Consider the following 22,768-nt stretch of genomic DNA (forward strand, 5'->3'; position numbering starts at 1 on the left):
ATCAGGCTACGCTCTCAATGGGGCGAGTCGCTAAAAAAGCTTTGACCAACTGACTGACTTTAGTCACGATCAATTCAGCTTCCTGAGCATTAATAATCAATGGTGGGAGTAAACGAATCACTTTTTCCGCCGTTACATTAATCAGGATATTTTCCTGCAGAGCCAATTTGACCAAGTCACCACACGGAACCGTTAATTCAATACCAAACATAAATCCCAAATGACGAATATCCTTAACACCATCTGTCTTACCTAACTGTTGTTTAAAGTGCTGATGCATCTGCTCACCAAGCCTGCTGACATGGTCCAGCAGATGCTGCTTCTCGATGCTATCCAGTACGGCTATTGCAGCACTGCAGGCCAACGGGTTACCGCCAAATGTTGAGCCATGATTGCCAGCCTGTAAAACACCTTTAGCCAGACCCGCAACTAAACAAGCACCCACCGGCATACCATTGCCCAGGCCTTTTGCCAAGGTCATCACATCCGGTAACACCCCCTGCTTATGCTGAAACGCAAACCATTTACCGGTACGGCCAACACCCGTCTGCACTTCATCGAGCATCATCAGTAATTTACGTTGTGTACATAAATCCCGTATAGCAGACAGATATTCACTGTCCGGAACCTTGATGCCGCCTTCTCCCTGTACAGGTTCGACAAGAATCGCAACCGCTTCAGGCCAGTGACTGACCGCCATACGAATTGCATCAAAATCATTATATGGGACACGTACAAACCCGGGGACTAAGGGTTCAAACCCGGCCTGAACCTTGGCATTACCTGTTGCTGTCAACGTGGCCATTGTTCTACCGTGGAAACTACCTTCCATCACTATAATGACTGGCTTATCAATACCTTTGCTATGACCATACTTACGTGCAAGTTTGATAGCCGCTTCATTGGCCTCAGCACCGGAATTGCAGAAAAACACCTGATCCATGCCGGAGAGCTGGGTCAACTTATCCGCCAATAACTGCTGCTTTTCAATATGGTACATATTTGAGGTATGTATCAAGGTTGCTGCCTGCTCAGAAATAGCACGCGTCACTGCAGGGTGACAATGCCCAAGGTTGCAAACCGCAATACCACTTAATGCATCCAGATATCGCTCGCCGCGGGTATCAGTCAGCCAAGCACCTTCCCCTTTAGCAAAAGAAATATCTAAACGACCATAAGTAGGCATGACAGATTCGGTCATGGCATTTAACTCCCTGCCTGTATTTCAAGGCGTAATGTCAGCAGTTATTTCTGCTGGTTAAAACGAAAAATGGCAGTTTCAAAAGAAAACTGCCATATTCCAAAAACTGTAAATTATATAACGAATCAGTCAGTAGTCATAAGACTACTGACTGATTCTATAGTTTATGCTGCAAAGTTTGCTGCAACAAAGTCCCAATTTACCAGTGTCCAGAATGATTCCAGGTATTTAGGACGGGCATTTCGGTAATCAATATAATAAGCATGTTCCCAAACATCACAAGTCAGCAAGGGGATTTGGCCAGCCGTCAGCGGACAACCCGCATTGCTGGTATTCACAATTTCAATGCTACCATCCGCATTTTTTACCAGCCATGTCCAGCCGGAGCCGAAGTTAGTGGTAGCCGATTTAGTAAATTGTTCTTTGAACTCAGCAAAAGAACCAAACTTGGCATCAATTGCAGCGCCCAGGTCACCAGATACAGCGTCTTTACCATTAGGTGTCAGACAGTTCCAGTAAAAAGTGTGATTCCAGACCTGTGCAGCATTATTGAAAACACCACCACTTGATTTAGTGATAATGGTTTCCAATGATTGACCTTCAAATTCGGTGCCAGGAACCAGATTATTCAGGTTATTAACATACGTTTGATGATGTTTACCATAATGATATTCAAGCGTCTCAGCAGAGATGTGCGGTTCCAGAGCATCTTTTGCATATGGAAGTGGTGGCAATTCAAAAGCCATAATAAATCTCCTTGATTGATAATAACCAACGTAAACACGTTAGTTTATGTGAGGGCATGTCTTATAGCAAGCTTTGACCAAGCTGAGATAACATGCCAAGTTCCAAACCCATCAGTACACCATCCTCCCGGCCCTGCTCGGCAGGATAGTACCCCCGGCGCACTGACATTTCATTAAACCCTGTCGACAGATAAAGTTGTTGAGCCCTGAAATTACTGGCTCGCACTTCTAACACGACAATTACAGCAGACTGTTCCACAGCAACATCAATTATATGACTCAGGATCTTTCTGCCATAACCATTTCCCTGATGAGCGGGGGTTACACAAATATTCAGTAAATGCACTTCATCCAGCACCGATTGTACAACGCTGTACCCAATCAACTCATCATCAGCTGAATAAAGAAAGGTTCGATAACCGCTTTTCAGGCAATCTTCGAAATTGCCTTTTGTCCAGGGAAAACGGTTTGCCAGCTTTTCAATATGAAAAACTTTATCAATGTCCGCCAATTGCATTTGAGTAACCGCTAACTCAGTCAAGATGCGCGGCCCTTAAGTTCCGTAATTTTAGTACAACCTGCCACATTTCAAATTTACGTTGAGGCTGATCCAGTAAATCTCGCAAACAGGGGCCAGTCAATGTTAGTAAACCATGACCAATTTGCTGACAGCTTAACGAATTATGAGGCTGAACATTAAGTTTTCTCGACCATTGTTCACCTAAAACCAGAACGACAGTTTTGTCCGCAGAACACTTTGCCAATAATGTGGCTTGCTGCGGATTAATCACCAGTACATCGCCAAGTCCGACATCGATACTGGCGAAGATCGCTTTTAATAACCGTTTTTCTGCCGTTGTGACTGACTCATCCGCGATGACCAACCAGTTTTTTTGAAAATCAAGTTGGCTGACAATATCATTATCACTACTCAACGCAGCCGAAATACTAACATCGTCCTGACGCTGGACCCAGACAGGGATACCCATCTCACTCAAGGCAAACTGTTGTGCGGCAGATAATTGCATCAGACTTGCGGGTGCGCCCGATCAGCCGGCAGCAACATTTTATTCAGTGCATGGATATAAGCTTTTGCCGAGGCAATCACGATATCAGTATCGGTACCCTGCCCACTGACAATTCGTCCCCCTTTTTCCAGTCTGACACTGACTTCACCCTGAGAGTCTGTACCGCTGGTGATATTATTTACTGAATACAGCTGTAACTCAGTATTGCTCTGCACCATTGATTCTATGGCTTTAAAAGCGGCATCAACCGGTCCGCTGCCACTCATTTCAGTTTTGACTTCCTTATCATCAACTGCCAGGGTCACGCTGGCAACGGGTATTTCACCCGTTTCACTGCATACGCGCATCGAAATCAAACGTACACGCTCGTTATCTTCAGTTAATGTATCACTGACAAGTGCCTGAATATCCTCATCAAAAACTTCATGCTTTTTATCGGCGAGCTCTTTAAACCGGGTAAAGGCACTGTTTAAATCTTCCTCTGACTCCAGTTCAATTCCTAATTCTTTCAACCGTGAACGAAAGGCATTTCGTCCAGAATGTTTACCGAGCACCATTCGATTCGTATTCCAGCCCACGTCTTCAGCACGCATAATCTCATAGGTTTCGCGGTTTTTCAGTACCCCATCCTGATGAATACCGGACTCATGCGCAAAGGCATTCGCACCAACGATAGCTTTATTTGGTTGTACGACAAATCCGGTTACACCAGAGACTAAGCGGGATGCGGCCAGTATTTGCGTCGTGTCCAAACGGGTATCGCAATCAAACATATCCTGGCGGGTACGTACTGCCATAACCACTTCTTCCAGAGAAGCATTACCTGCGCGTTCACCAAGTCCATTAATAGTACATTCCACCTGACGCGCACCATTCATCACTGCGGATAAGGAATTAGCTACCGCCAACCCTAAGTCATTATGACAATGCACCGAGAAAATGGCTTTGTCCGAATTTGGAATGCGCTCACGCAGATTTTTGATTAACTCACCAAATTGTTGTGGCAAGTTATAGCCCACCGTATCCGGAATATTTAAGGTTTTGGCACCGGCATCAATGACCGCCTCAAGCACCCGGCAAAGGAAGTCAAGATCACTTCGGCCAGCATCTTCAGGAGAAAACTCAACATCATCTGTATACAGGCGCGCACGTTTAACCGCCTTAACAGCATTTTCAATCACCTCATCGGGCTGCATCCGCAATTTCATCTGCATATGAATTGGCGAGGTCGCAATAAACGTATGAATGCGTGATGCATTAGCTGATTTAAGCGCTTCGCCGGCACGATCAATATCTTTGTCCAACGCCCGCGCAAGACCACAGACACGGCTGTCTTTAACGGCCTTGGCAACAGCTTGTACGGATTCAAAATCACCAATACTGGCAATGGGAAAGCCGGCTTCAATAATATCCACGCGCATACGCTCAAGGGACTTGGCAATTCGTACCTTTTCGTCTTTGGTCATTGACGCGCCAGGACTCTGCTCACCATCACGCAAGGTTGTATCAAAAATGATTAGTTGGTCTTTCATCTCGCTCGCTCCGAACATTCTGCTCATCACTGAGCAAGTATTTATTGTCATTATAATTAGGATAGGTAAGGGCTACAGAAGATTTTTCAATAAATTTTTATTCTGTAAAGTCCATACCCATTATCAAGCTATTCTGAGTAACAGTACGTCCTCAGTATCTTGTTAATTTTATTTTGATTGTGCGCGTTCGTTGCGATGTTTCCGAAGCTGTACCAGAGTTAATACTGGGCCTGAAATCGCATACAACAGGAAGGCAGTAAATAAAACGATTGGCGGATCAGTAGCAATAAGCGCAAAAACCAGGACTAACCCCAACATCACCATGAAAGGTACCTTGCCCCGCAAGTTAAGTTCTTTAAAACTATGATAGCGAACAGTACTGACCATCAGAATAGCCGTAGCAAAGGTCAATGGCACCCCTACAAATGACAGTAATGCCGGATCCAGTTGATTATTATGTCCTACCCACACCCAACCAGCGATACAGGCTGCTGCCGCGGGACTTGGAAGTCCTTGAAAGTAACGTTTATCAGCAATACCCACCTGAGTATTAAAACGTGCCAGTCGCAATGCACCACAAGCCGCATATATAAATGCCACCATCCAGCCAAATTTACCCAGACCATTCAAGGCCCATTCAAACATAACTAATGCGGGCGCCAAACCAAAGGCAACCATGTCTGCAAGACTATCGTATTCAGCACCAAAAGCACTTTGGGTATTGGTTAAACGAGCAATACGCCCATCCAGGCCATCCATAATCATCGCAACAAAGATCGCTACTGCTGCAGTGGTAAAGTCGCCTCTTATGGCAGCAACAATAGCGTAGAAACCGGCAAACAGGCAGGCTGTGGTAAATAAATTCGGTAACAGATATATGCCACGTTTTTGTTGTTCTTCATGATTAACCATAAATTTCCTGTATTCAGAGAAGAAGTGATTGCATTATGACATCCGCACCTTAATAAACAAAACAAGGGCAGGTTGCCAAGCAACCTGCCCTTGTCAGGGACAACCAAAAAAAGTTTTTAGTTTTTAGACTTATCAACGATTTTTTGAATCCACGGCATCATTTCACGCAGTTTTGCACCGGTTTTTTCAATTGGATGTTCTGCATTCAATCGACGCATTGCCGTCATTTCAGGATAACCTGACTGACCTTCCTGAATAAACTGCTTGGCATACTTGCCTTCCTGAATGTTTTTCAACGCTTCACGCATCGCCCAGCGACTTTCTTCATTAATGACTTTAGGACCAGTAACATATTCGCCATATTCGGCATTGTTGGAAATCGAATAATTCATGTTGGCAATACCGCCTTCATACATCAAGTCAACAATCAGTTTCAATTCATGCAAACATTCAAAATAAGCCATTTCCGGCTCATAGCCGGCTTCAACCAACGTTTCAAAACCGGCTTTAACCAGCTCAACTGCACCACCGCACAACACGGCTTGTTCACCGAATAAATCAGTTTCAGTTTCATCACGGAAAGTGGTTTCGATAATACCTGTACGGCCACCACCAATGGCTGAGGCATAGGATAAAGCAATGGCTTTGGCTTTGCCGGAAGCATCCTGTTCGATAGCGATCAAATCAGGAATACCACCACCACGAGTAAATTCACTGCGAACAGTATGACCAGGTGCTTTAGGCGCAATCATGATGACGTCCAAATCCTTGCGTGGCAGGATTTGGTTATAAACAATTGCAAAACCATGAGCAAAAGCCAGAACAGCACCTTGCTTCAGATTCGGTTCGATTTCATCTTTATATAAAGATGATTGGAATTCATCCGGCGTTAACACCATGATCAGATCAGCTTGCTTGACTGCAGAAGCCGTATCAGCGACTTTCAAACCAGCGCCTTCAGCTTTGGCAATCGAAGATGAACCGGAACGCAATGCAACTGTCACATCCACACCGGAATCCTTCAGGTTACAGGCGTGAGCATGGCCCTGTGAGCCATAGCCGATAATGGTGACTTTCATGCCACGAATAAGCGACAGGTCACAATCTTTATCGTAATAAATATTCAAACTCATTATTAATTCCTTCGTTTTTAAATCAATTCAATTGCAGGCATTTTTCGCCACGGGCAATCCCGGAAACACCGCTGCGTACAGTTTCAAGTATTTTATGCTCGGACAGTGCTTCGATAAACGAATCCAGTTTGCTTCCGGCACCGGTCAGTTCAATCGTGTAGGTTGATGCCGTCACATCAATAATATGTCCACGGAAAATATCCGCCAGACGTTTTACGTCATCACGCTGATCCATGGTGGCTGCTTTGACTTTGATCAGCATCATTTCACGTTCGATGTGCGGCCCGTCAGACAATTCCATAAGCTTGACCACATCAACCAGCTTATTCAGCTGTTTGGTGATCTGTTCAATAATCCGGTCGGTTCCGGTTGTCACAATTGTCATACGGGACAAGGACGCATCTTCAGTCGGAGCAACAGTTAACGACTCAATATTATAACCACGCGCAGAAAATAAACCTGCAACACGTGATAAAGCACCGGCTTCGTTTTCAATCAAAATCGAAATGATATGACGCATTATGACAGCTCCCGTTCTGGATCCTGGGGTAAATCGCAGTAAGGCGACATGTGCATTTCATTGTGGGCTTTGCCCTGTGCAATCATCGGATACACATTTTCGGTTTGATCAGTGACTATATCCAGAAATACCAGTCGATCTTTCAGCGCAAAGGCCTCTTCCAGTTTAGGACGCAAATCTTCTACTCGTTCGATACGAATACCAACATGACCATAACTTTCGGCTAATTTGACGAAATCAGGTAACGATTCCATATAAGAATGCGAATAACGGTTCTGATAGAAAAATTCCTGCCACTGACGCACCATGCCTAGGTAACGATTATTCAATGCAACAATTTTAACCGGCAAACCATATTGCAGACAGGTAGACAGCTCCTGAATACACATCTGGATACTGCCTTCGCCAGTAATACAAATCACTGTCTCTTCAGGGAATGCCAATTGAACACCCATTGCGGCGGGTAAACCAAAACCCATGGTTCCTAAACCGCCCGAATTAATCCAGCGATTCGGTTTGCTGAAACCATAGTATTGGGCCGCCCACATCTGATGCTGTCCAACATCTGATGTTACATAAGCATCGCCTCTGGTGATCTCATGAATCATTTCAACTACTGCCTGAGGCTTGATCTGGTCGCTACTTCGATCATAAGACATACATCTTTTGGCACGCCATCCATCAATAACAGCCCACCACTCCGCCAAGGCTGCTTGATCCGGCTGTGTTTTGCTTACTTCCAGCAAATGATTCATATCAGCCAGAACATCTCCAACATTGCCAACAATCGGAACGTCTACTGAAATAGTTTTGGAGATCGAAGACGGATCAATATCGATATGAATAATCTTGGCGTGTGGACAGAATTCTGCAATTTTTCCGGTAACGCGATCATCAAAACGCGCACCAATGGCAATCAGCACATCACAATCGTGCATCGCCATATTGGCTTCATAGGTTCCGTGCATGCCCAACATACCGAGAAACTGTTTATCATCCCATGGTATAGAGCCTAAACCCATCAGTGTTGACGTAACCGGATACCCTAAAGTATTGACAAAAGTCCGTAGCTGCTCAGCGGCATTGCCTAACACTACCCCCCCTCCGGTATAAACCATTGGTTTTTTGGCAGTAAGCAATAACTCCACTGCACGTTTAATCTGACCCGGATGGCCTTTGGTAATGGGTTGATAAGAGCGCATATGAACACTCTCGGGATAAACATAAGGAATCTTGATGTTCGGATCCGTAATGTCTTTCGGTACATCAACCACAACCGGACCGGGACGACCTGTAGTTGCTACATAAAAAGCTTTTTTGATGGTCTCCGCCAGATCGTTAATATCTTTAACTAAAAAGTTATGTTTAACGCATGGACGTGTAATACCAACGGAATCCACTTCCTGGAAAGCATCACTGCCGATGTTGGCCGTGGCTACCTGACCAGTAATAACCACCATTGGAATGGAGTCCATATAAGCAGTAGCAATACCGGTAACCGCATTTGTGGCACCAGGACCTGAAGTTACCAGCACCACACCCGGCTTACCGGTAGCGCGCGCATAACCATCTGCAGCATGAGTCGCTGCCTGTTCATGGCGCACAAGGATATGCTTGACCTCTTCCTGGTTATACAGCGCATCATAAATATGCAGCACTGCACCACCCGGATAGCCAAACAAATACTCAACCCCTTCGTCTTTTAAACAATGGACCAGAATCTCGGCACCGCTTAATTCCACGTCTTCCTCTCTCGTATCGCTAACGCGATCTGCTTCAAAATATCAAACGGGTAAAGTTACTGTGAATGCCCGTCAAGGTCAAGAAAAACCACCTTCTGATGCTACCTTTCTATTCAACGCAAAACAATTTTTCAGCAGCAAAAGTAAATAGCTATGGCATAATTTGCTGTATGACAAAACAAGCAATGAACACGATTACGATTACTCAGCCTGACGACTGGCATCTTCACTTGCGCGATAATAAAGCATTACAACGCACCGTTGCCGATACAGCAAGATGTTTTAATCGGGCCATCGTCATGCCCAATCTGCGTCCACCGGTCACCAATGTGGAACAGGCCGCGGCCTATAGAAAGCGAATCCTTGATGCCCGGCCAGCAGCGTCTGACTTTGAACCATTAATGACCTTGTATCTGACTGATAATACTCAGCCTCAGGATATTGTCGAGGCTAAACAAGCTGGTTTTATCAAAGCAGTGAAACTTTACCCTGCTGGCGCGACAACCAACTCAGATGCTGGCGTAACCAATATCAGCAACTGTTATAAAACACTGGAAACCATGCAGCAGGCTGGCATGCCTTTATTACTGCATGGAGAAGTCACGCACAGTCAAACCGACATCTTTGATCGTGAAAAAGTTTTTATCGATGAAAAGCTGATTCCGTTATTACGTGACTTTCCGGAACTGAAAATTGTTTTTGAACATATAACGACAAAAGATGCGGCTGATTTCGTTGCCCAGGCCAGTAATTTTGTGGCCGCGACCATTACACCTCATCATTTGCTGCTAAATCGTAACGATATGCTGGTAGGCGGAATCCGACCCCATCATTTCTGCTTGCCTGTACTCAAGCGCAATACCCATCAGAAAGCATTGATTGTCGCAGCCACCAGCAGCAATCCAAAATTCTTCCTGGGAACCGATAGTGCGCCTCATACCCGCAACAGCAAGGAAAACGCATGCGGTTGTGCCGGAATTTACAGCGCACATGCAGCTATCGAACTGTATGCTGAAGTATTTGATACGCACGAATGTTTAGACAAACTGGAAGGTTTTGCCAGCTTCTATGGCGCAGACTTTTATGGACTGCCCAGAAACACCCGGCAAATCACGTTGCAAAAAGCGGATTGGCAGGTTCCCGACACGTTGGAATTTGCTGATGAGACATTGGTACCCATGCGTGCAGGTGAAAGTATTCGCTGGAAGCTCATTTAAAAAATCCCGGCCCTGTTACAGGCCGGGATTATTGATTTTAAACCGCAGAAAAAGCTTGTTCCAAATCTCCGAGAATATCATTGATATGCTCGATACCAATACACAGTCGAAGCATTTCGGGGGTCACTCCAGCTGCTTTCAATTCAGCTTCCTCTAACTGTCTATGTGTGGTCGAAGCGGGATGACATGCCAGTGACTTGGTATCACCAATATTCACCAGGCGTTTAACTAACTTCAACGCATCATAGAATTTAACGCCGTTATCAAAGCCACCTTTAATGCCAAAGGTCAGGATAGAGGATGGTTTCCCATTAAAGTATTTTTGAGCCAAATCGAAATATTTGTCCCCTTCCAGTCCAGCATAGTTCACCCACTCAACCTTGGGATGCTGCTGTAGATATTTTGCGACTGCAATGGCATTTTCACAGTGCCGTTCCATACGCAACGATAAGGTTTCGATACCCTGCAATAATAAAAAGGCATTCATTGGCGATAAAGCAGAACCGGTATTACGTAATGGCACTGTCCGCGCCCTGGCAATAAAAGCTGCTTCTGCAAACTGCTCGGTATAGACCACGCCGTGATAGGCCGGTTCGGGTTGATTCAAAACCGGAAATCTTTCTTTATGTTCGGCCCAGGGGAACTTGCCGGAATCGACAATAATGCCACCCAATGTTGTGCCATGACCGCCCATATATTTAGTCAGCGAATGCACCACAATATCAGCACCATATTCAATCGGATTGAGTAATACCGGCGTAGCCACGGTGTTATCCACTATCACCGGCACACCATGTTTGTGTGCCATCGTGGCAATTGGTTCAATATCAACAATATTGCCAGCAGGGTTACCGATTGATTCACAGAAAACCGCTTTGGTTTTTGCATCAATCAGCTTTTCCAGATCAGCTGCCTGATCGGTTTCAGCAAACCGTACATCAATCCCTAGTTTAGGCAGCATATGGGCAAATAACGTGTAGGTTCCACCATAAAGCTGCGGCGTGGTCACTATATTGTCGCCCGCTTCGGCAATCGTCAGGATGGCATAATGAATAGCAGCACTCCCTGCTGATGTTGCCAACGCTGCAAGACCGCCTTCCAGCGCTGCGACCCGCTTTTCCAATACATCCCATGTCGGGTTCATAATACGGCTATAGATATTGCCGGGAACATCGAGATTAAACAGATCAGCACCGTGCTGTGCATTATCAAATTCATAGGCAACGGTTTGATAAATTGGCACCGCGCAGGATTTTGTAACGGGATCAGTTTCATAACCTTCGTGAAGGCAAATAGTTTCTTTTTTCATAGTTTTCTCTCGCTGTTATTATTTTGGTGTCTGTAGAACAGTTTCCCCCTAGCTTTGTGGTGCATCTTCAGCCACAGCAGAGGCGGCTCTGAAAGATCAGCAGACCCTGATGTGAGTTTACGACGATAGGAATGAAATGCAATATCGCTTGAACTTTTATCGCTCTATCCCCATCTCAATCAGACAGCAATAAAAAAGATATCAAACCACACATTTCAGGAGATAAAACCATGAAAATATTAGTGGTACTGACTTCACATGATAAGCTCGGCAATACCGGCGAGAAAACCGGATTCTGGCTAGAAGAGTTAGCCGCACCCTATTACACTATGAAAGATGCCGGTGCTGAAATCGTACTTGCATCTCCACAAGGTGGACAACCACCGCTTGATCCTAAAAGTAATCAGCCTGATTTTCAAACAGACGCCACACGCCGTTTTGAAAATGATGCTGAAGCTAAAAACCAATTGGCTAACACGGTTAAATTAGCGGACGTTCATGCCGCAGATTATGATGCAGTGTTTTATCCAGGTGGACATGGTCCGTTATGGGATTTAACCGAGGATCAAAAGTCAATTGCACTGATTGAAAGTTTTGTACTGGCCAACAAACCAGTGGCGGCTGTGTGTCATGCACCCGCCGTATTATTAAATATTAAAACCATTGGTGACGATCCGTGGATCAAAGGTAAAAAGCTCACTGCATTTTCAAATAGTGAAGAAGATGCGGTAGGCTTATCAGAAGTTGTACCCTTTTTGCTGGAAGATGCCCTGAAACAACGTGGCGCTACTTTCAGCAAAGGTGATGACTGGACTCCATTCGTTATTACCGATGGCATACTTATTACAGGTCAAAACCCGGCTTCCTCCGAGGCTACGGCTAAAGCCCTGTTACAACAGCTGGCTTGAGAGTCAGCATCTATAAATCAATTACGGAACTATTATGGCTAGAGCAACCGCACGACACATTCTGGTAGACAGCGAAGAAATCTGTCTGGAACTAAAACGCGAAATTGAAGAAGGCGCAGATTTTGCCGCTGTCGCCAAAGAAAATTCTTCTTGCCCTTCCAGCCGCCAAGGTGGCGATTTGGGTGAGTTTGGGCCGGGCATGATGGTGCCGGAATTCGATAAAGTTGTGTTCTCCGCACCGGTAAACACCGTTCAGGGCCCGGTTAAAACACAATTTGGCTATCATTTGCTGGAAGTAACCAGCCGTACTGAATAAGTTAGCTGATACACCCCGAAAGCCCGGCTCCGCCGGGCTTTTTTATTCGGTTATTAATTGATAATCCGGTAAATGCGAGAGTAATTGTTTGCCGTAATTTTTAGTTAACAGCCGACGATCCAGAATAGTTATTTGTCCGGAATCAGTTTCTTTTCTTAACAATCGACCACAGGCCTGAATCAACTTCACGCTGACCGCCGGTAATGACAAGCTGATAAACGGCTGGCCGCCACGTTTGAGGATCCACTCTTGACGTGCCTGTTCAATCGGGCGGGTAAATACCGGAAATGGTAGTTTAGTAATGATGACATGGGTGCATAAATTGCCAGGTAAATCGACGCCTTCTGCAAACCGATCCATGCCAAAAATAATGCTGCCCCGCCCTGCTTCAATCCGCTGAATATGCTTGACGATCATATTTTTGGGTGACAGCTGATCACCTTGTAACAGAATCAAATTTTTCAAGGACAATGGCAATTGCTTATATACCTGCAACATCACCTGGCGTGAGGTGAATAGCACTAGCGTCGCCGCCTGAATATCAATAATTGATTTGAGTTGACTGACCACTTCCTGCTGCCACTGCGGCAGATTTTCATTGGGTAAATACTGCATCATCGGCAGTTTTAACACCGCCTGTTGCTGATATTTAAACGGTGAAGGCAACGCCAGAAAGTGTTTTTCATCGTAACGCTGTAAGCCACAGTCCGCCCGGAAACGCTGGAACAATCCCATGCCCCGTAAAGTGGCTGAGGTCATCACTACTCCATAGGCCCGCTGCCATAAACTGTGATCCAGAAAACCTGCGGCGGTCATTGGCCCGGCATGAACCACCAGGGTTTGCTGTTTGGCAAACTGTTCCTGTGCCAGCCAGCGCACATTGGGCGGGCGCTCGGCTTTATCCTCATCGAGAAACAGCGCCATAAAATCAATCAGATAGCCAAAAATATTCTGTACAGTTCCCACTTGAGGCAGCAACGCCTCGCCCACTTTATTACTTAGCTGGGTTTTCTCCAGCCCTTCTTTAATCCATTTGCCAATCAAAGAAAAGTGTTTATAAATAGAATTGGCGCGCTGTAACAGGTTCTGACAGGGAATAAACAAGGCATTGAGTAACGGACTGCCCCAGAAAATACGTGGCTCACTGATGCGTCCTTCCAGCATTTCATTTACTGTGGCATCACTGCCCAAAATATCCAGTAACTGTTGCAAAAGGCTGACAATTGCTGGTAAATCCTGACGGATTTCCTTAAACATATAACCAAAATCATGTTGCCGGAATGCCAATGCAGTTGGCAGCTTTTTCATCAGACTGTCGGCGGTTTCAACGGTTTGATAAAGCTGTGCAAAGTTCAATGCTTTGGCCGCATGGCCAAGCGCTTTTTGCGGCAGATTATGTGCTTCATCAAACACCAGAATCAGCTCTTCAGGATTGGGTAATACCAACCCACCGCCCAAGTCAGCATCACTGAGTAATAAATCGTGATTGACCACGACAACCTGTGCCAGCTGCATTTCCTTGCGCAGCAAATAATATGGACAGCTAATGTAATATCGGCAGCTCTTTCCGGCACAGCCTTCTGAATCCGTAGAGACTTCATGCCAGAGAGCCGGATCAATGGCATCGGTACGGCTATCCCGATCACCATCCCAGCGATGTTCATCCCAATCCTGAAACAGATTTTTCGCCTGAGTTTGCATCAATACCTGCTGGTATTTCTGATCTACATCAAACGTCAAATCTTGCTGTTCCGGTGTGGTTGCCAGTTGTGCCAGTTTACTGGGGCACACATAACGGCGGCGGCCTTTGATCTGCATAAAGCGTATCGGTTGTGGCAAAGCCGCTGAAAACTGTGGCAGATCTTTCTGAATCAATTGTTGTTGCAGATTGACGGTTGCGGTACTGATAACCAGCAATTTTTTACTGTTCAAAGCTGTTTCAATGGCACCGCTGAGATATGCCAACGTTTTCCCCACGCCGGTTGGTGCTTCCACTACCGCCATTCTATTTTGTGACTGTTGCAGGCGCTGATGAATAAAACGACTCATTTCAACTTGTTGCGATCTGGCTTTAAAGTCCGGCATCAACTTATTGATACTGGTAAATATTTCATCAAACACTTAACGTATTTCCACTCGGTTTTTCAGTGCCTTACCAGCCATAAAATCATCAATATTCTGCAAAGTTGTGTGCGCGATATGCTGCAATGCTTCCCGGGTGAAATAGGCTTGGTGTCCGGTGACCAGCACATTTGGAAAGGTTAATAAACGCTGGAATATATCGTCCTGAATAATATCGGTGGAATGGTCTTCAAAAAACAGACTGCCTTCCTGTTCATACACATCGATTCCCAGATAGCCTATATGCAGCGCTTTCAGGGCATCTAATACGGCGACTGTATCCAATAAAGCTCCGCGACTGGTATTAATCAGCATTACGCCCGGTTTGGTCAGCCTGAGACTGGCAGCATTGATAATATGATACGTTGCATCATTTAATGGACAATGCAGGCTGATAATATCGCTTTGACCGAGCAAGCTGTCGAGTGTCACTACGTCAAAACCAGCTTTTTTAGCCGGTTCAGCATTATGCGGGTCATAAATCAAAACCTGACAACCAAATGCCCGTAAACGCTCAGCTACTAACAAGCCAATTTTACCGCCACCGATAATGCCCGCGGTTTTACCGAAGAAATCAAAACCCAGCAAACCATCCAGAGAAAAATTACCATCGCGAACGCGATTATAAGCCCTAGGGATCTTCCGACTTAATGCCAGCATCAGCGCAATGGTATGTTCCGCGACAGCATAGGGTGAATAAGCTGGCACATTGACCACGGTTATACCAAGCTTGTCAGCGGCCGTTAAATCCACCTGATTAACCCCGGCACAGCGTATCGCAATTAAACGGGTACCGTTTTCTGCCAGCATTTTAAGTGTTTCAGCCGATATATCGTCATTAACAAACGCACTGACCACTTCAACATCTTTGGCTAATGCTGCTGTCATTGGATTTAACGCCATTTCATAAAAACATAAAGATACGCGCTCATCGGCCATTCCCGTGAGATAGGCCTGATCATAGGGTTTTGCGCTGAATACCGCGACATGCGTTGGTTTCATTTGGAGCCTTTATCAGAAATGCAGTTTATTATTGGTCAGCTGAGCATCATTTTATCGAACAAATTTTATTATCGGAGACAGTCATGACGCCGTCATCGGGAAACATTCATGTGTTATGTTTAAACCCTGCTTTGGATGTGACTTACCATGTCAAAAAGTTAATCCCCGATCAAAAATCACGTTCCGATGCTGCCCGTCATGATCCAGGGGGTAATGGTATCAATATTGGGCGGGCTTTGTTTCGTATGCAGGCAGATGCAACAACGTACTGTGTTATTGCCGGTTCAGTTGGTGAGATTCTGCGAGACATGCTTGTTGAACAGCTACCCAATGTTATGTTTCATCCTGTCTCAGGACAGACACGCATTAACAGCACGATTATTGAGCTTGATACACAATCTCAATTTCAAATCACTGATGCTGGCACACCTGTCCCGGCAGCCCAGTTAAGTCAATTGGTGGAGAATTTTGCCGATGCCGTAGGAAATGGTTATGGCATTCTTACCGGGTCATGCCAACCCAATATACCTGCCTCTCTGTATGCTGATTTAGTTAATAAAATCCAGCAACATGGCGGACGCGCTGTCGTTGACAGTCATGGTGAAATATTACGTTTGGCAATTGAAGCGAAACCTTTTTTGATTAAACCCAATCTGTATGAACTGGAAACCCTGCTGCAAATAAAACTCAACACTATAGAAGCTATTGCCGAATGCGCCAGACAACTGCAACTGTCCGGGGTTACCCATGTCTGTGTCTCCTTAGGCGATCAAGGTGCTTTATTAGTCAGCCCGAAAAACAGTTTTTATGCGAAAGCGTTAGCGGTACCAGTGAATACTACCGTGGGTGCAGGTGATTCCATGGTGGCGGGTCTGGTGGCCGGGTTTAGTCTTGATGATCAGCCCGAAACGGCATTGCGCTATGGTATCGCCTGTGGAGCCGGTACCGTAATGCACGCCGGAACAGAATTATTTCAAGGTCATGAACTGGCCGATTTCCGACAGCAGGTGACGATTCACACTCTGGATATTTAAATCGGCAAGATATTATCAACCAGCAATTGTAATGATTTTGTTTGCCGGAATTCATTCACATCCAGGCGATAATGCAAGCCAACTTTCTGGCCGATTTGCAGCCATACCGGGGCGGTCTGCCGAAACGCCATGGCCGTGATTTCACGTCCATCATCAAGTTTGATGGTTAACCGCAGATGGTCCGATTGCTGACCGACATGACGGTAATTCTGCAACACAAACTGGCCATGAAACTGTGGTTCCGGAAAAGCCTGTCCCCATGGCGCCAGAACCGGTAATTGCTCTGCCAGCTGCATGTTCATTTCCTGCGCCGATAATTCACCATCAGAATACAAAGCGCGTTCAAATACAGTGGGATCGGCTGCAAGCTGAATAGCTTCTCTGAATGCCTGCTCAAATAATGAAAAATCGTTCTGCTTTAATGTTAACCCTGCTGCCATCGCATGTCCGCCAAAGCGCAAAATTAAATCCGGATATTTAGCAGCGACATTAACCAGCACATCACGAATATGAACGCCTGTTATGGAGCGTGCCGAACCCTTGATTTCGCCAGGTTCGCCCGGTGCAAACACAATGACCGGCCGATGCAGTTTTTCTTTAATTCGAGAGGCGAGTAACCCGATTACCCCTTGATGCCAGCTTTCTTCATATAAACAATAAGCAGTTGCCTGGCTGGTTTCATTAAGCTGAAGTTTTTCCAGCATCGCCAGAGCTTCCAGTTGCATGCCTTGTTCAACCGAGCGACGCTCAAGATTAATCTGATCCAGCAACTGAGCAGCTTGCTGAGCCATGGCAAAGTTATCCGTCAGCAAGGTATCAATGCCCAGCCCCATATCTTCCATACGACCGGCGGCATTTAATCTTGGCGCAATGGCAAAGCCCAAATCCTGTGCAGATAATCGCTCAAGATCTTTACCGGCAATCTGTAATAAAGCACGAATGCCTGCACAGGCGCGTCCCTGCCGCATGCGTTTCAGACCCAGATCTACCAATGTGCGATTGAGCCTGTCTAAAGGCACAACATCGGCGACGGTGCCTAATGCCACCAAATCCAGTAATTCCACCAGACGTGGTTCTGCCAGTTTTTGTAATTCAAACCAGTTAATATCACGTAAGCCCTGCCGCAAACCGAGCAGAACATAAAACGCCACCCCAACCCCTGCCAGCATTTTGCTGGGAAAGTTATCATCCGGTTGATTAGGATTAACGATGGCATCGGCTTGTGGCAATTGTTCTGCCGCAAGATGATGATCAGTGATCAACACTTGCATCCCACGTTGTTTGGCCAGAGCAACCCCATCCAGACTGGCAATGCCGTTATCTACGGTAATCAATAAATCCGGTTGATCTTCAGCAGCAATTTCATTCAATAATTCAGTGGTTAAACCATAGCCGTGGACAAAGCGATTCGGCACTGTAAAATCAATCTGTTGCAAACCCATCATGCGTAAACCACGCATCATCACGGCGCAGCTGGTAGCGCCATCGCTATCAAAATCCGCCACAATCATGACTCGCCATTGCTGCTGTAATGCCTGGATCAATAATGTTACGGCAGCTTCCATCCCCAACATTTCCGAGGGTTTTGGCAACTCAGCTAAATCAAAGGTTAATTCATCAGCCTTTTTGATACCGCGTGCGGCCATGATTTTGCGAATGCACTCTGGCCAGTCATTGGGTAAAGCGCTTAAATCTTCTGTTGTTCGTTGTTGAATGTTCATCGGATTACCACGGTTTCCAGACATCCCAGCAACGCCAGACATACTGGCCATGTTGCGGGATAATTAAACGTAATTGACGAATTTGATAACGACGTAATTTACGTAGCAAAGGCAAAATGTGCTGCGTTGTATTTTGCTCCAGTCGTTGTGGCCAGTTACTTTGTAAATCCAGTTCAGGAAATACCAGTAACTGCTGACCCGTCATCGTGTTTTCAGATTTCCATTCAGTCATGGGTTGCAAGCTCGTTGAAGTCGCTGATGCAAGCGACTTTAATAACGCCGCGTCACCATAAAGCTGTTGCCAGGTATTTGCTTGTGGCTGCCAATCAGCCTTCCCCCAGAACCAGAGACTGTTGACCGGTAATTTGCCAGCGGACTGCCTTTGTTGATTAACCGGATGTTCAAATAACACCATCTGAATTTCATTACTTAACCGTAACCAATCATTTTGTTCGGCCCCTTTCGGTAATGCTGATGCAACCGATTTACCAATTAAGGATGACATGGCTGTCAGATTAATGTCCGGCATAGTTTCTAACCAAATCGACCAGTGGTTCAGATCATTGGGCACCAGTTGAGCGTCGAAATCATTCAACAGTGGTTGGATGCTTTCTCTGAGCTGAGTGCCCTCTTCCATTGTTAAATCAGTGATGGGAAATAATAAAAGCCGATCACGATCAGCATGCAGATAACATGGATCAGCACACAGACTCAATTGGCCCGGGTTACGTAATTGCGCGGTGGGTAAATCAGGTCCTGAAAGCATGTTAGTGCTGAATAACTGGATAAGCTCATGTTCAAAGGAATTATCGCTGACTGTAAAGTTAGCTTTTTTAAATAATTTCTGCAGAGCTTCGGGCACTAAAGACTGATTGATTTCCTGCATTACAGTGGCTAAACCGGGCCATATAATCGTTACCGATGGCTTTTCAGCCATGGTGGATCACTTCCCGTACAAACGGAATGGTCAAACGACGCTGGGCCTGTAAAGACGCCTTATCAAGTCGCTTCAGGACCAGCATCAGCGATGGCATATCACGGCTGTAATGACGCAAAAGGTATTGAGCCACCTCTTCAGGCAGAATCAACCCCCGGCTCTGTGCATGGCTTATCAATGCCTGTTGTTTAAGCACATCAGTCATTGAAGGTAATTGATAAATCAACCCTGTAGAAAGTCGGGAACGCAAATCTGGTAATTGAATAGCCAGTTGAGCCGGATTCTGGTCAGCACAAATCAATAATTTATGCTCATGTTCACGTAATTGATTAAAGCAATGAAACAATGCTTCTTCCCAGGCTGATTCACCACAAATTGCCTGCAGGTCGTCCAGACAAACAACATCAGTATGAAATAACGAAGCTAATACCTCTGGGTCTGCGGTATCAAGTAACTCCTGAAGGTTGATATAACTTACCTGACGTCCACGCTGTTGTAATTGTTCGGCAATCGCGAGATTTAAATGCGTTTTGCCAACGCCAGACTCTCCCCAAAGATAGAGAAAATCGGGTTTTCTTTCGCGGCAGAAAACGTCAACTACTGAGGCTAACTCATCATTTTCAAATATAAAATTATCTATTCGAAAGATTTCCTGCTGCGTAAGGTGCAGTGTCAGCTGTATTTCTTGCTTCTTCATCGGTACAGAGCGGTTAAGAATACAAATGACTGTTCAGATAACGATAATGTGCATGGCGTAATAAAACCATCACAACAGCTGCCACCGGCAGTGCGAGTAATACGCCGACAAACCCAAATAAAGTACCACCGGCCATCACAGCAAATATAACCGCCACCGGGTGCAGGCCAATTCGTTCACCGACAAATCGTGGGGTTAAAACCATGCCTTCAATAGCCTGAGCAAAACTGAATACCAGGACGACTAGTAAAACGGGTAACCATTCCTGAAACTGTAAATACGCTGCCAAACCAGCAAGGGTAATTCCCACAAACAACCCCAGATAGGGAACGAAACTGACAATGCCGGCGATAACACCTAATAACAACGCCAGATCCAGACCAATAAATGTAAGACCAATACTGTAGATAATTGATAATGCCAGCATAACCATCAACTGACCTCGGAGAAAACCAGCCAGCATGTCATCACATTCCACCGTTATTTGCGTGATCTTGTCTGCATGTGTACGAGGTAGTAACTCACGAAATCTGGCCACCAGATCATCCCAATCGCGTAATAGATAGAATGTCAGCACTGGAATCAGCACCAGGTTTGTCAGCCACTGCAATAGCACTAAGCCAGAACGTGTCATATAACCCATGATATTTCCGGCCATTTGACCTGCCTCAGACCAATAGTCCTGCAGAGCCGTTTTGAACGTATCAAAGTCAAGCATCGTTGTGGTAATACCGACATTTGCCAGTAATGGTTCAATTGTGTTCTGCAACCGATCAATATAATCAGGTAACTTTTCAAACAGTGATGTGAGCTGCGCACCGAGCATAGGAATAAAGATCAGTAATAAAATTATTGCGCTAAGCAGAAATGCGGCAAACACCACGCACACCGCTACGGTACGAGATAAACGATACTTTTCTAACCTATCGACCAATGGATCGCCAAGGTAGGCTAACAGAGCAGCAATAAAGAATGGTGTTAATACCGTTGACAGCTCCATCACCAGCCAACCACAGAGTATTAACAGCCCTAATAACAGGAACTTATTCGTATCACTTATCAGCTTTTTTTCATCTGACGCCACGCGTTTGTCCCCCAAACCAGAATATATTCACTGCCACTAATGATGACACTCGCCACCACCAACCAGATCATGGTTGTGCTCCATGTCGCAATTTGCGGTAGCCATTGCTGTTGCACAATCACCAGCAAGACTAAAGCAATTTGAAATACTGTATTGATTTTGCTGCTCCAGAGCGGAGTCAGTTCATATTCACCAAACTTAAGATGGTAGGCCAAGGCACCTATTACAATGACCAAGTCCCGACCAAACACCAGCAATAATAGCCATAAAGGTAATAATTGCATATAGGTTAACGTAGTAAATGTAGCAACCAGCAGTAATTTATCTGCCAGAGGATCTAGAATAGAACCCAGACGACTTTGCCAATGAAAATGTCGGGCCAGGAAACCATCCAGGCCATCAGAGATACCGGCAATCGCCACCAGAAATAATGCGGCGGAAAAGTTTTCTTGCAGCATCAGCCAGACGATTGGCCCAACCAATAAAATTCTAAACAGACAGATGAGATTGGGAATATCCCGTGGACTCAAGGTAATAACCGATATTGCAAACCAGTAGTGTCATTTATCTCAGGCTGTATTACCCCTCCAATGGATAATAACTGTCGGAATCTTTCTGGTTCAGCTTGAATAAAAATCACTAAATCAAGCGACTCACTGCCCAAACTGCCCACCTTGATATCAGAGACCGCCTGTAAGCTTTCCAGGTAATCCATGATTCGGCTGTAACCTTCATAATCGTTCACCCCTGAGACCTGAATAGCCAGCTCAGCTTCACCCGAAGTGCTGATTGACATATTAAGCCGCCGACCCAAGTGGTCAGCAAGAGCATCCACCCCCGTACGAATTGCAGTCTGCACGTCTCCCTGACTTGACCAACGTTCAACATCGTCAGTCAAAATAGCTTGCCAGCTAATCTCTGTTGACTCGGCATTACCTCGCAATCGTGCCGTCACCAGCACAGAAGCACCATAGCGCTCAGAAGCCTGTTTCACTGCGGTATTATTACCGGTCGAAACATCATTGAAAGTCAGTTGAGTCTGATCTTCCAGATCCATTAAAGGTATCAACAAAGGAATACCTCGATTTTTAGCCGCTTTATCAATCTGCAAAAGTAATGAATGCTCATCACCCTCGCCAATCAATTGCTGATTACCTTCGTATTCTATGGCAACCCAAATTAGCGATTCAGGCCGTATTTTGTCCCAAACAGGTAAACCAATACGTTGCAAAGCAGTATTAATAGCATTGGCATTGAAATCCAGAGTCAGCATAAGCTGCTGTTCTGGTGGATCACTGTCCATATTCAGAATCTGTTGATAGTAATACTGATCGATGTAACGTTCTACATCAGTGACCAGGGCAGAAATATCCGCCTGTTCTACTGCACGTCGATCACCGACCACTTTAATCACAACCTGTTTGAGTAAATCCGGCGCAAGTCGCTGACGTTCCTCTTCAGTTTGCGACTCTGCAGGCGCTTGCGCCTGATACAAATCAGTAACTTCCGCAGCGGAAGCAATCGACGCAGCGAAAACGAAAATCAGTGAGAAAAATAATCTAGGCATTGTGGTATTCTAACACGCTGTTTTTTGTGTGTGATGTCCAA

The 22,768-nt window shown here is 45.5% G+C and carries 22 protein-coding genes; 4 read left to right on the top strand and 18 right to left on the bottom strand.

Translation table 11 applies throughout. The annotated features are described in order from the left end of the window. Position 1 precedes the first annotated feature (1 nt). From B2337_RS09580 to B2337_RS09620, 9 genes are all read right to left on the bottom strand, one after another. Positions 2-1,201, bottom strand: coding sequence for an aspartate aminotransferase family protein (locus B2337_RS09580; RefSeq protein ID WP_292359354.1), 1,200 nt, complete (start codon positions 1,199-1,201; stop codon positions 2-4). A 164-nt stretch (positions 1,202-1,365) separates the two neighbouring features. Beyond that, the gene (gene sodB / locus B2337_RS09585) at positions 1,366-1,947 is read right to left on the bottom strand and encodes a superoxide dismutase [Fe] (protein ID WP_292359352.1); all 582 of its coding nucleotides are present in this window, start codon (positions 1,945-1,947) and stop codon (positions 1,366-1,368) included. 61 nt (positions 1,948-2,008) lie between these two features. Beyond that, positions 2,009-2,464, bottom strand: coding sequence for a ribosomal protein S18-alanine N-acetyltransferase (gene rimI / locus B2337_RS09590; RefSeq protein ID WP_292359350.1), 456 nt, complete (start codon positions 2,462-2,464; stop codon positions 2,009-2,011). Between the two features lie 16 nt (positions 2,465-2,480). Continuing rightward, positions 2,481-2,975 (bottom strand): DNA polymerase III subunit psi, encoded by a 495-nt coding sequence (locus B2337_RS09595; RefSeq protein ID WP_292415107.1) that lies wholly within the window; start codon positions 2,973-2,975, stop codon positions 2,481-2,483. Continuing rightward, positions 2,975-4,507 (bottom strand): 2-isopropylmalate synthase, encoded by a 1,533-nt coding sequence (locus B2337_RS09600; protein ID WP_292415108.1) that lies wholly within the window; start codon positions 4,505-4,507, stop codon positions 2,975-2,977. The genes B2337_RS09595 and B2337_RS09600 overlap by 1 nt, the downstream gene beginning before the upstream one ends. A 168-nt stretch (positions 4,508-4,675) precedes the next feature. After that, positions 4,676-5,419 carry a CDP-diacylglycerol--serine O-phosphatidyltransferase gene (gene pssA, locus B2337_RS09605; RefSeq protein WP_292359344.1) on the bottom strand — a complete coding sequence of 248 codons (744 nt, stop codon included), beginning with the start codon at positions 5,417-5,419 and terminating at the stop codon, positions 4,676-4,678. Between the two features lie 116 nt (positions 5,420-5,535). Beyond that, positions 5,536-6,546 carry a ketol-acid reductoisomerase gene (ilvC, locus tag B2337_RS09610; protein ID WP_292360220.1) on the bottom strand — a complete coding sequence of 337 codons (1,011 nt, stop codon included), beginning with the start codon at positions 6,544-6,546 and terminating at the stop codon, positions 5,536-5,538. Positions 6,547-6,574: 28 nt separating this feature from the next. Beyond that, positions 6,575-7,072, bottom strand: a complete 498-nt coding sequence (ilvN, locus tag B2337_RS09615; RefSeq protein WP_292359343.1) for an acetolactate synthase small subunit — start codon at positions 7,070-7,072, stop codon at positions 6,575-6,577. Further along, a complete protein-coding gene (locus tag B2337_RS09620; protein ID WP_292359341.1) occupies positions 7,072-8,814 on the bottom strand; it encodes an acetolactate synthase 3 large subunit in 1,743 nt (580 codons plus the stop codon). The genes ilvN and B2337_RS09620 overlap by 1 nt, the downstream gene beginning before the upstream one ends. Before the next feature lie 170 nt (positions 8,815-8,984). Between B2337_RS09620 and pyrC the strand changes: the two genes are divergently transcribed. After that, the gene (pyrC, locus tag B2337_RS09625; RefSeq protein ID WP_292359339.1) at positions 8,985-10,031 is read left to right on the top strand and encodes a dihydroorotase; all 1,047 of its coding nucleotides are present in this window, start codon (positions 8,985-8,987) and stop codon (positions 10,029-10,031) included. Between the two features lie 37 nt (positions 10,032-10,068). On the opposite strand, the gene B2337_RS09630 is transcribed toward pyrC, so the two are convergent. Further along, the gene (locus B2337_RS09630; RefSeq protein WP_292359338.1) at positions 10,069-11,340 is read right to left on the bottom strand and encodes an O-acetylhomoserine aminocarboxypropyltransferase/cysteine synthase family protein; all 1,272 of its coding nucleotides are present in this window, start codon (positions 11,338-11,340) and stop codon (positions 10,069-10,071) included. Positions 11,341-11,570: 230 nt separating this feature from the next. Here B2337_RS09630 and B2337_RS09635 point away from each other — a divergent pair, with 230 nt between their 5' ends. After that, positions 11,571-12,248, top strand: a complete 678-nt coding sequence (locus B2337_RS09635) for a type 1 glutamine amidotransferase domain-containing protein (RefSeq protein ID WP_292359336.1) — start codon at positions 11,571-11,573, stop codon at positions 12,246-12,248. A gap of 34 nt (positions 12,249-12,282) precedes the next feature. Further along, positions 12,283-12,564 carry a peptidylprolyl isomerase gene (locus B2337_RS09640; RefSeq protein WP_069295382.1) on the top strand — a complete coding sequence of 94 codons (282 nt, stop codon included), beginning with the start codon at positions 12,283-12,285 and terminating at the stop codon, positions 12,562-12,564. A 42-nt stretch (positions 12,565-12,606) separates the two neighbouring features. Here the strand turns inward: B2337_RS09640 and dinG are convergent, their stop codons facing one another. After that, entirely contained in the window at positions 12,607-14,685 is a 2,079-nt protein-coding gene (gene dinG, locus B2337_RS09645; RefSeq protein ID WP_292415110.1) for an ATP-dependent DNA helicase DinG, read from the bottom strand. Next, positions 14,686-15,687, bottom strand: a complete 1,002-nt coding sequence (locus B2337_RS09650) for a 2-hydroxyacid dehydrogenase (RefSeq protein ID WP_292415112.1) — start codon at positions 15,685-15,687, stop codon at positions 14,686-14,688. Positions 15,688-15,770: 83 nt separating this feature from the next. Between B2337_RS09650 and B2337_RS09655 the strand changes: the two genes are divergently transcribed. After that, positions 15,771-16,721 (top strand): 1-phosphofructokinase family hexose kinase, encoded by a 951-nt coding sequence (locus tag B2337_RS09655; protein ID WP_292415114.1) that lies wholly within the window; start codon positions 15,771-15,773, stop codon positions 16,719-16,721. On the opposite strand, the gene recJ is transcribed toward B2337_RS09655, so the two are convergent. From recJ to B2337_RS09685, 6 genes are read right to left on the bottom strand one after another with little or no spacing between them, the layout of a single operon-like run. Continuing rightward, the gene (recJ, locus tag B2337_RS09660) at positions 16,718-18,466 is read right to left on the bottom strand and encodes a single-stranded-DNA-specific exonuclease RecJ (protein ID WP_292415117.1); all 1,749 of its coding nucleotides are present in this window, start codon (positions 18,464-18,466) and stop codon (positions 16,718-16,720) included. The genes B2337_RS09655 and recJ overlap by 4 nt on opposite strands. Next, positions 18,447-19,379, bottom strand: a complete 933-nt coding sequence (locus B2337_RS09665) for a hypothetical protein (protein ID WP_292359326.1) — start codon at positions 19,377-19,379, stop codon at positions 18,447-18,449. The genes recJ and B2337_RS09665 overlap by 20 nt, the downstream gene beginning before the upstream one ends. Further along, complete coding sequence (hda, locus tag B2337_RS09670) at positions 19,372-20,076, bottom strand: DnaA regulatory inactivator Hda (RefSeq protein WP_292415118.1); 705 nt, start codon at positions 20,074-20,076, stop codon at positions 19,372-19,374. Before hda ends, B2337_RS09665 begins: the two co-directional genes overlap by 8 nt. A 13-nt stretch (positions 20,077-20,089) precedes the next feature. Then, positions 20,090-21,160 (bottom strand): AI-2E family transporter, encoded by a 1,071-nt coding sequence (locus B2337_RS09675; protein WP_292415119.1) that lies wholly within the window; start codon positions 21,158-21,160, stop codon positions 20,090-20,092. After that, the gene (locus B2337_RS09680; RefSeq protein ID WP_292415121.1) at positions 21,136-21,690 is read right to left on the bottom strand and encodes a CDP-alcohol phosphatidyltransferase family protein; all 555 of its coding nucleotides are present in this window, start codon (positions 21,688-21,690) and stop codon (positions 21,136-21,138) included. Before B2337_RS09680 ends, B2337_RS09675 begins: the two co-directional genes overlap by 25 nt. Further along, positions 21,687-22,727 (bottom strand): DUF2066 domain-containing protein, encoded by a 1,041-nt coding sequence (locus tag B2337_RS09685; RefSeq protein ID WP_292415123.1) that lies wholly within the window; start codon positions 22,725-22,727, stop codon positions 21,687-21,689. Before B2337_RS09685 ends, B2337_RS09680 begins: the two co-directional genes overlap by 4 nt. Between the last annotated feature and the right edge of the window lie 41 nt (positions 22,728-22,768).

The organism is Methylophaga sp. UBA3192 (assembly GCA_002363955.1).
GTDB lineage: Bacteria > Pseudomonadota > Gammaproteobacteria > Nitrosococcales > Methylophagaceae > Methylophaga.

Excerpts from the sequence above, each read along its gene's own strand:
- pyrC (WP_292359339.1), top strand. The coding sequence starts at position 8,985 with ATGACAAAACAAGCAATGAACACGATTACGATTACTCAGCCTGACGAC.
- pssA (WP_292359344.1), bottom strand. The coding sequence starts at position 5,419 with ATGGTTAATCATGAAGAACAACAAAAACGTGGCATATATCTGTTACCG.
- rimI (WP_292359350.1), bottom strand. The coding sequence starts at position 2,464 with ATGCAATTGGCGGACATTGATAAAGTTTTTCATATTGAAAAGCTGGCA.
- B2337_RS09665 (WP_292359326.1), bottom strand. The coding sequence starts at position 19,379 with ATGGCTGAAAAGCCATCGGTAACGATTATATGGCCCGGTTTAGCCACT.
- hda (WP_292415118.1), bottom strand. The coding sequence starts at position 20,076 with ATGAAGAAGCAAGAAATACAGCTGACACTGCACCTTACGCAGCAGGAA.
- B2337_RS09630 (WP_292359338.1), bottom strand. The coding sequence starts at position 11,340 with ATGAAAAAAGAAACTATTTGCCTTCACGAAGGTTATGAAACTGATCCC.
- recJ (WP_292415117.1), bottom strand. The coding sequence starts at position 18,466 with ATGTCTGGAAACCGTGGTAATCCGATGAACATTCAACAACGAACAACA.
- B2337_RS09595 (WP_292415107.1), bottom strand. The coding sequence starts at position 2,975 with ATGCAATTATCTGCCGCACAACAGTTTGCCTTGAGTGAGATGGGTATC.
- B2337_RS09650 (WP_292415112.1), bottom strand. The coding sequence starts at position 15,687 with ATGAAACCAACGCATGTCGCGGTATTCAGCGCAAAACCCTATGATCAG.
- B2337_RS09635 (WP_292359336.1), top strand. The coding sequence starts at position 11,571 with ATGAAAATATTAGTGGTACTGACTTCACATGATAAGCTCGGCAATACC.
- ilvN (WP_292359343.1), bottom strand. The coding sequence starts at position 7,072 with ATGCGTCATATCATTTCGATTTTGATTGAAAACGAAGCCGGTGCTTTA.
- B2337_RS09580 (WP_292359354.1), bottom strand. The coding sequence starts at position 1,201 with ATGACCGAATCTGTCATGCCTACTTATGGTCGTTTAGATATTTCTTTT.
- B2337_RS09600 (WP_292415108.1), bottom strand. The coding sequence starts at position 4,507 with ATGAAAGACCAACTAATCATTTTTGATACAACCTTGCGTGATGGTGAG.
- B2337_RS09640 (WP_069295382.1), top strand. The coding sequence starts at position 12,283 with ATGGCTAGAGCAACCGCACGACACATTCTGGTAGACAGCGAAGAAATC.
- B2337_RS09655 (WP_292415114.1), top strand. The coding sequence starts at position 15,771 with ATGACGCCGTCATCGGGAAACATTCATGTGTTATGTTTAAACCCTGCT.
- B2337_RS09685 (WP_292415123.1), bottom strand. The coding sequence starts at position 22,727 with ATGCCTAGATTATTTTTCTCACTGATTTTCGTTTTCGCTGCGTCGATT.
- sodB (WP_292359352.1), bottom strand. The coding sequence starts at position 1,947 with ATGGCTTTTGAATTGCCACCACTTCCATATGCAAAAGATGCTCTGGAA.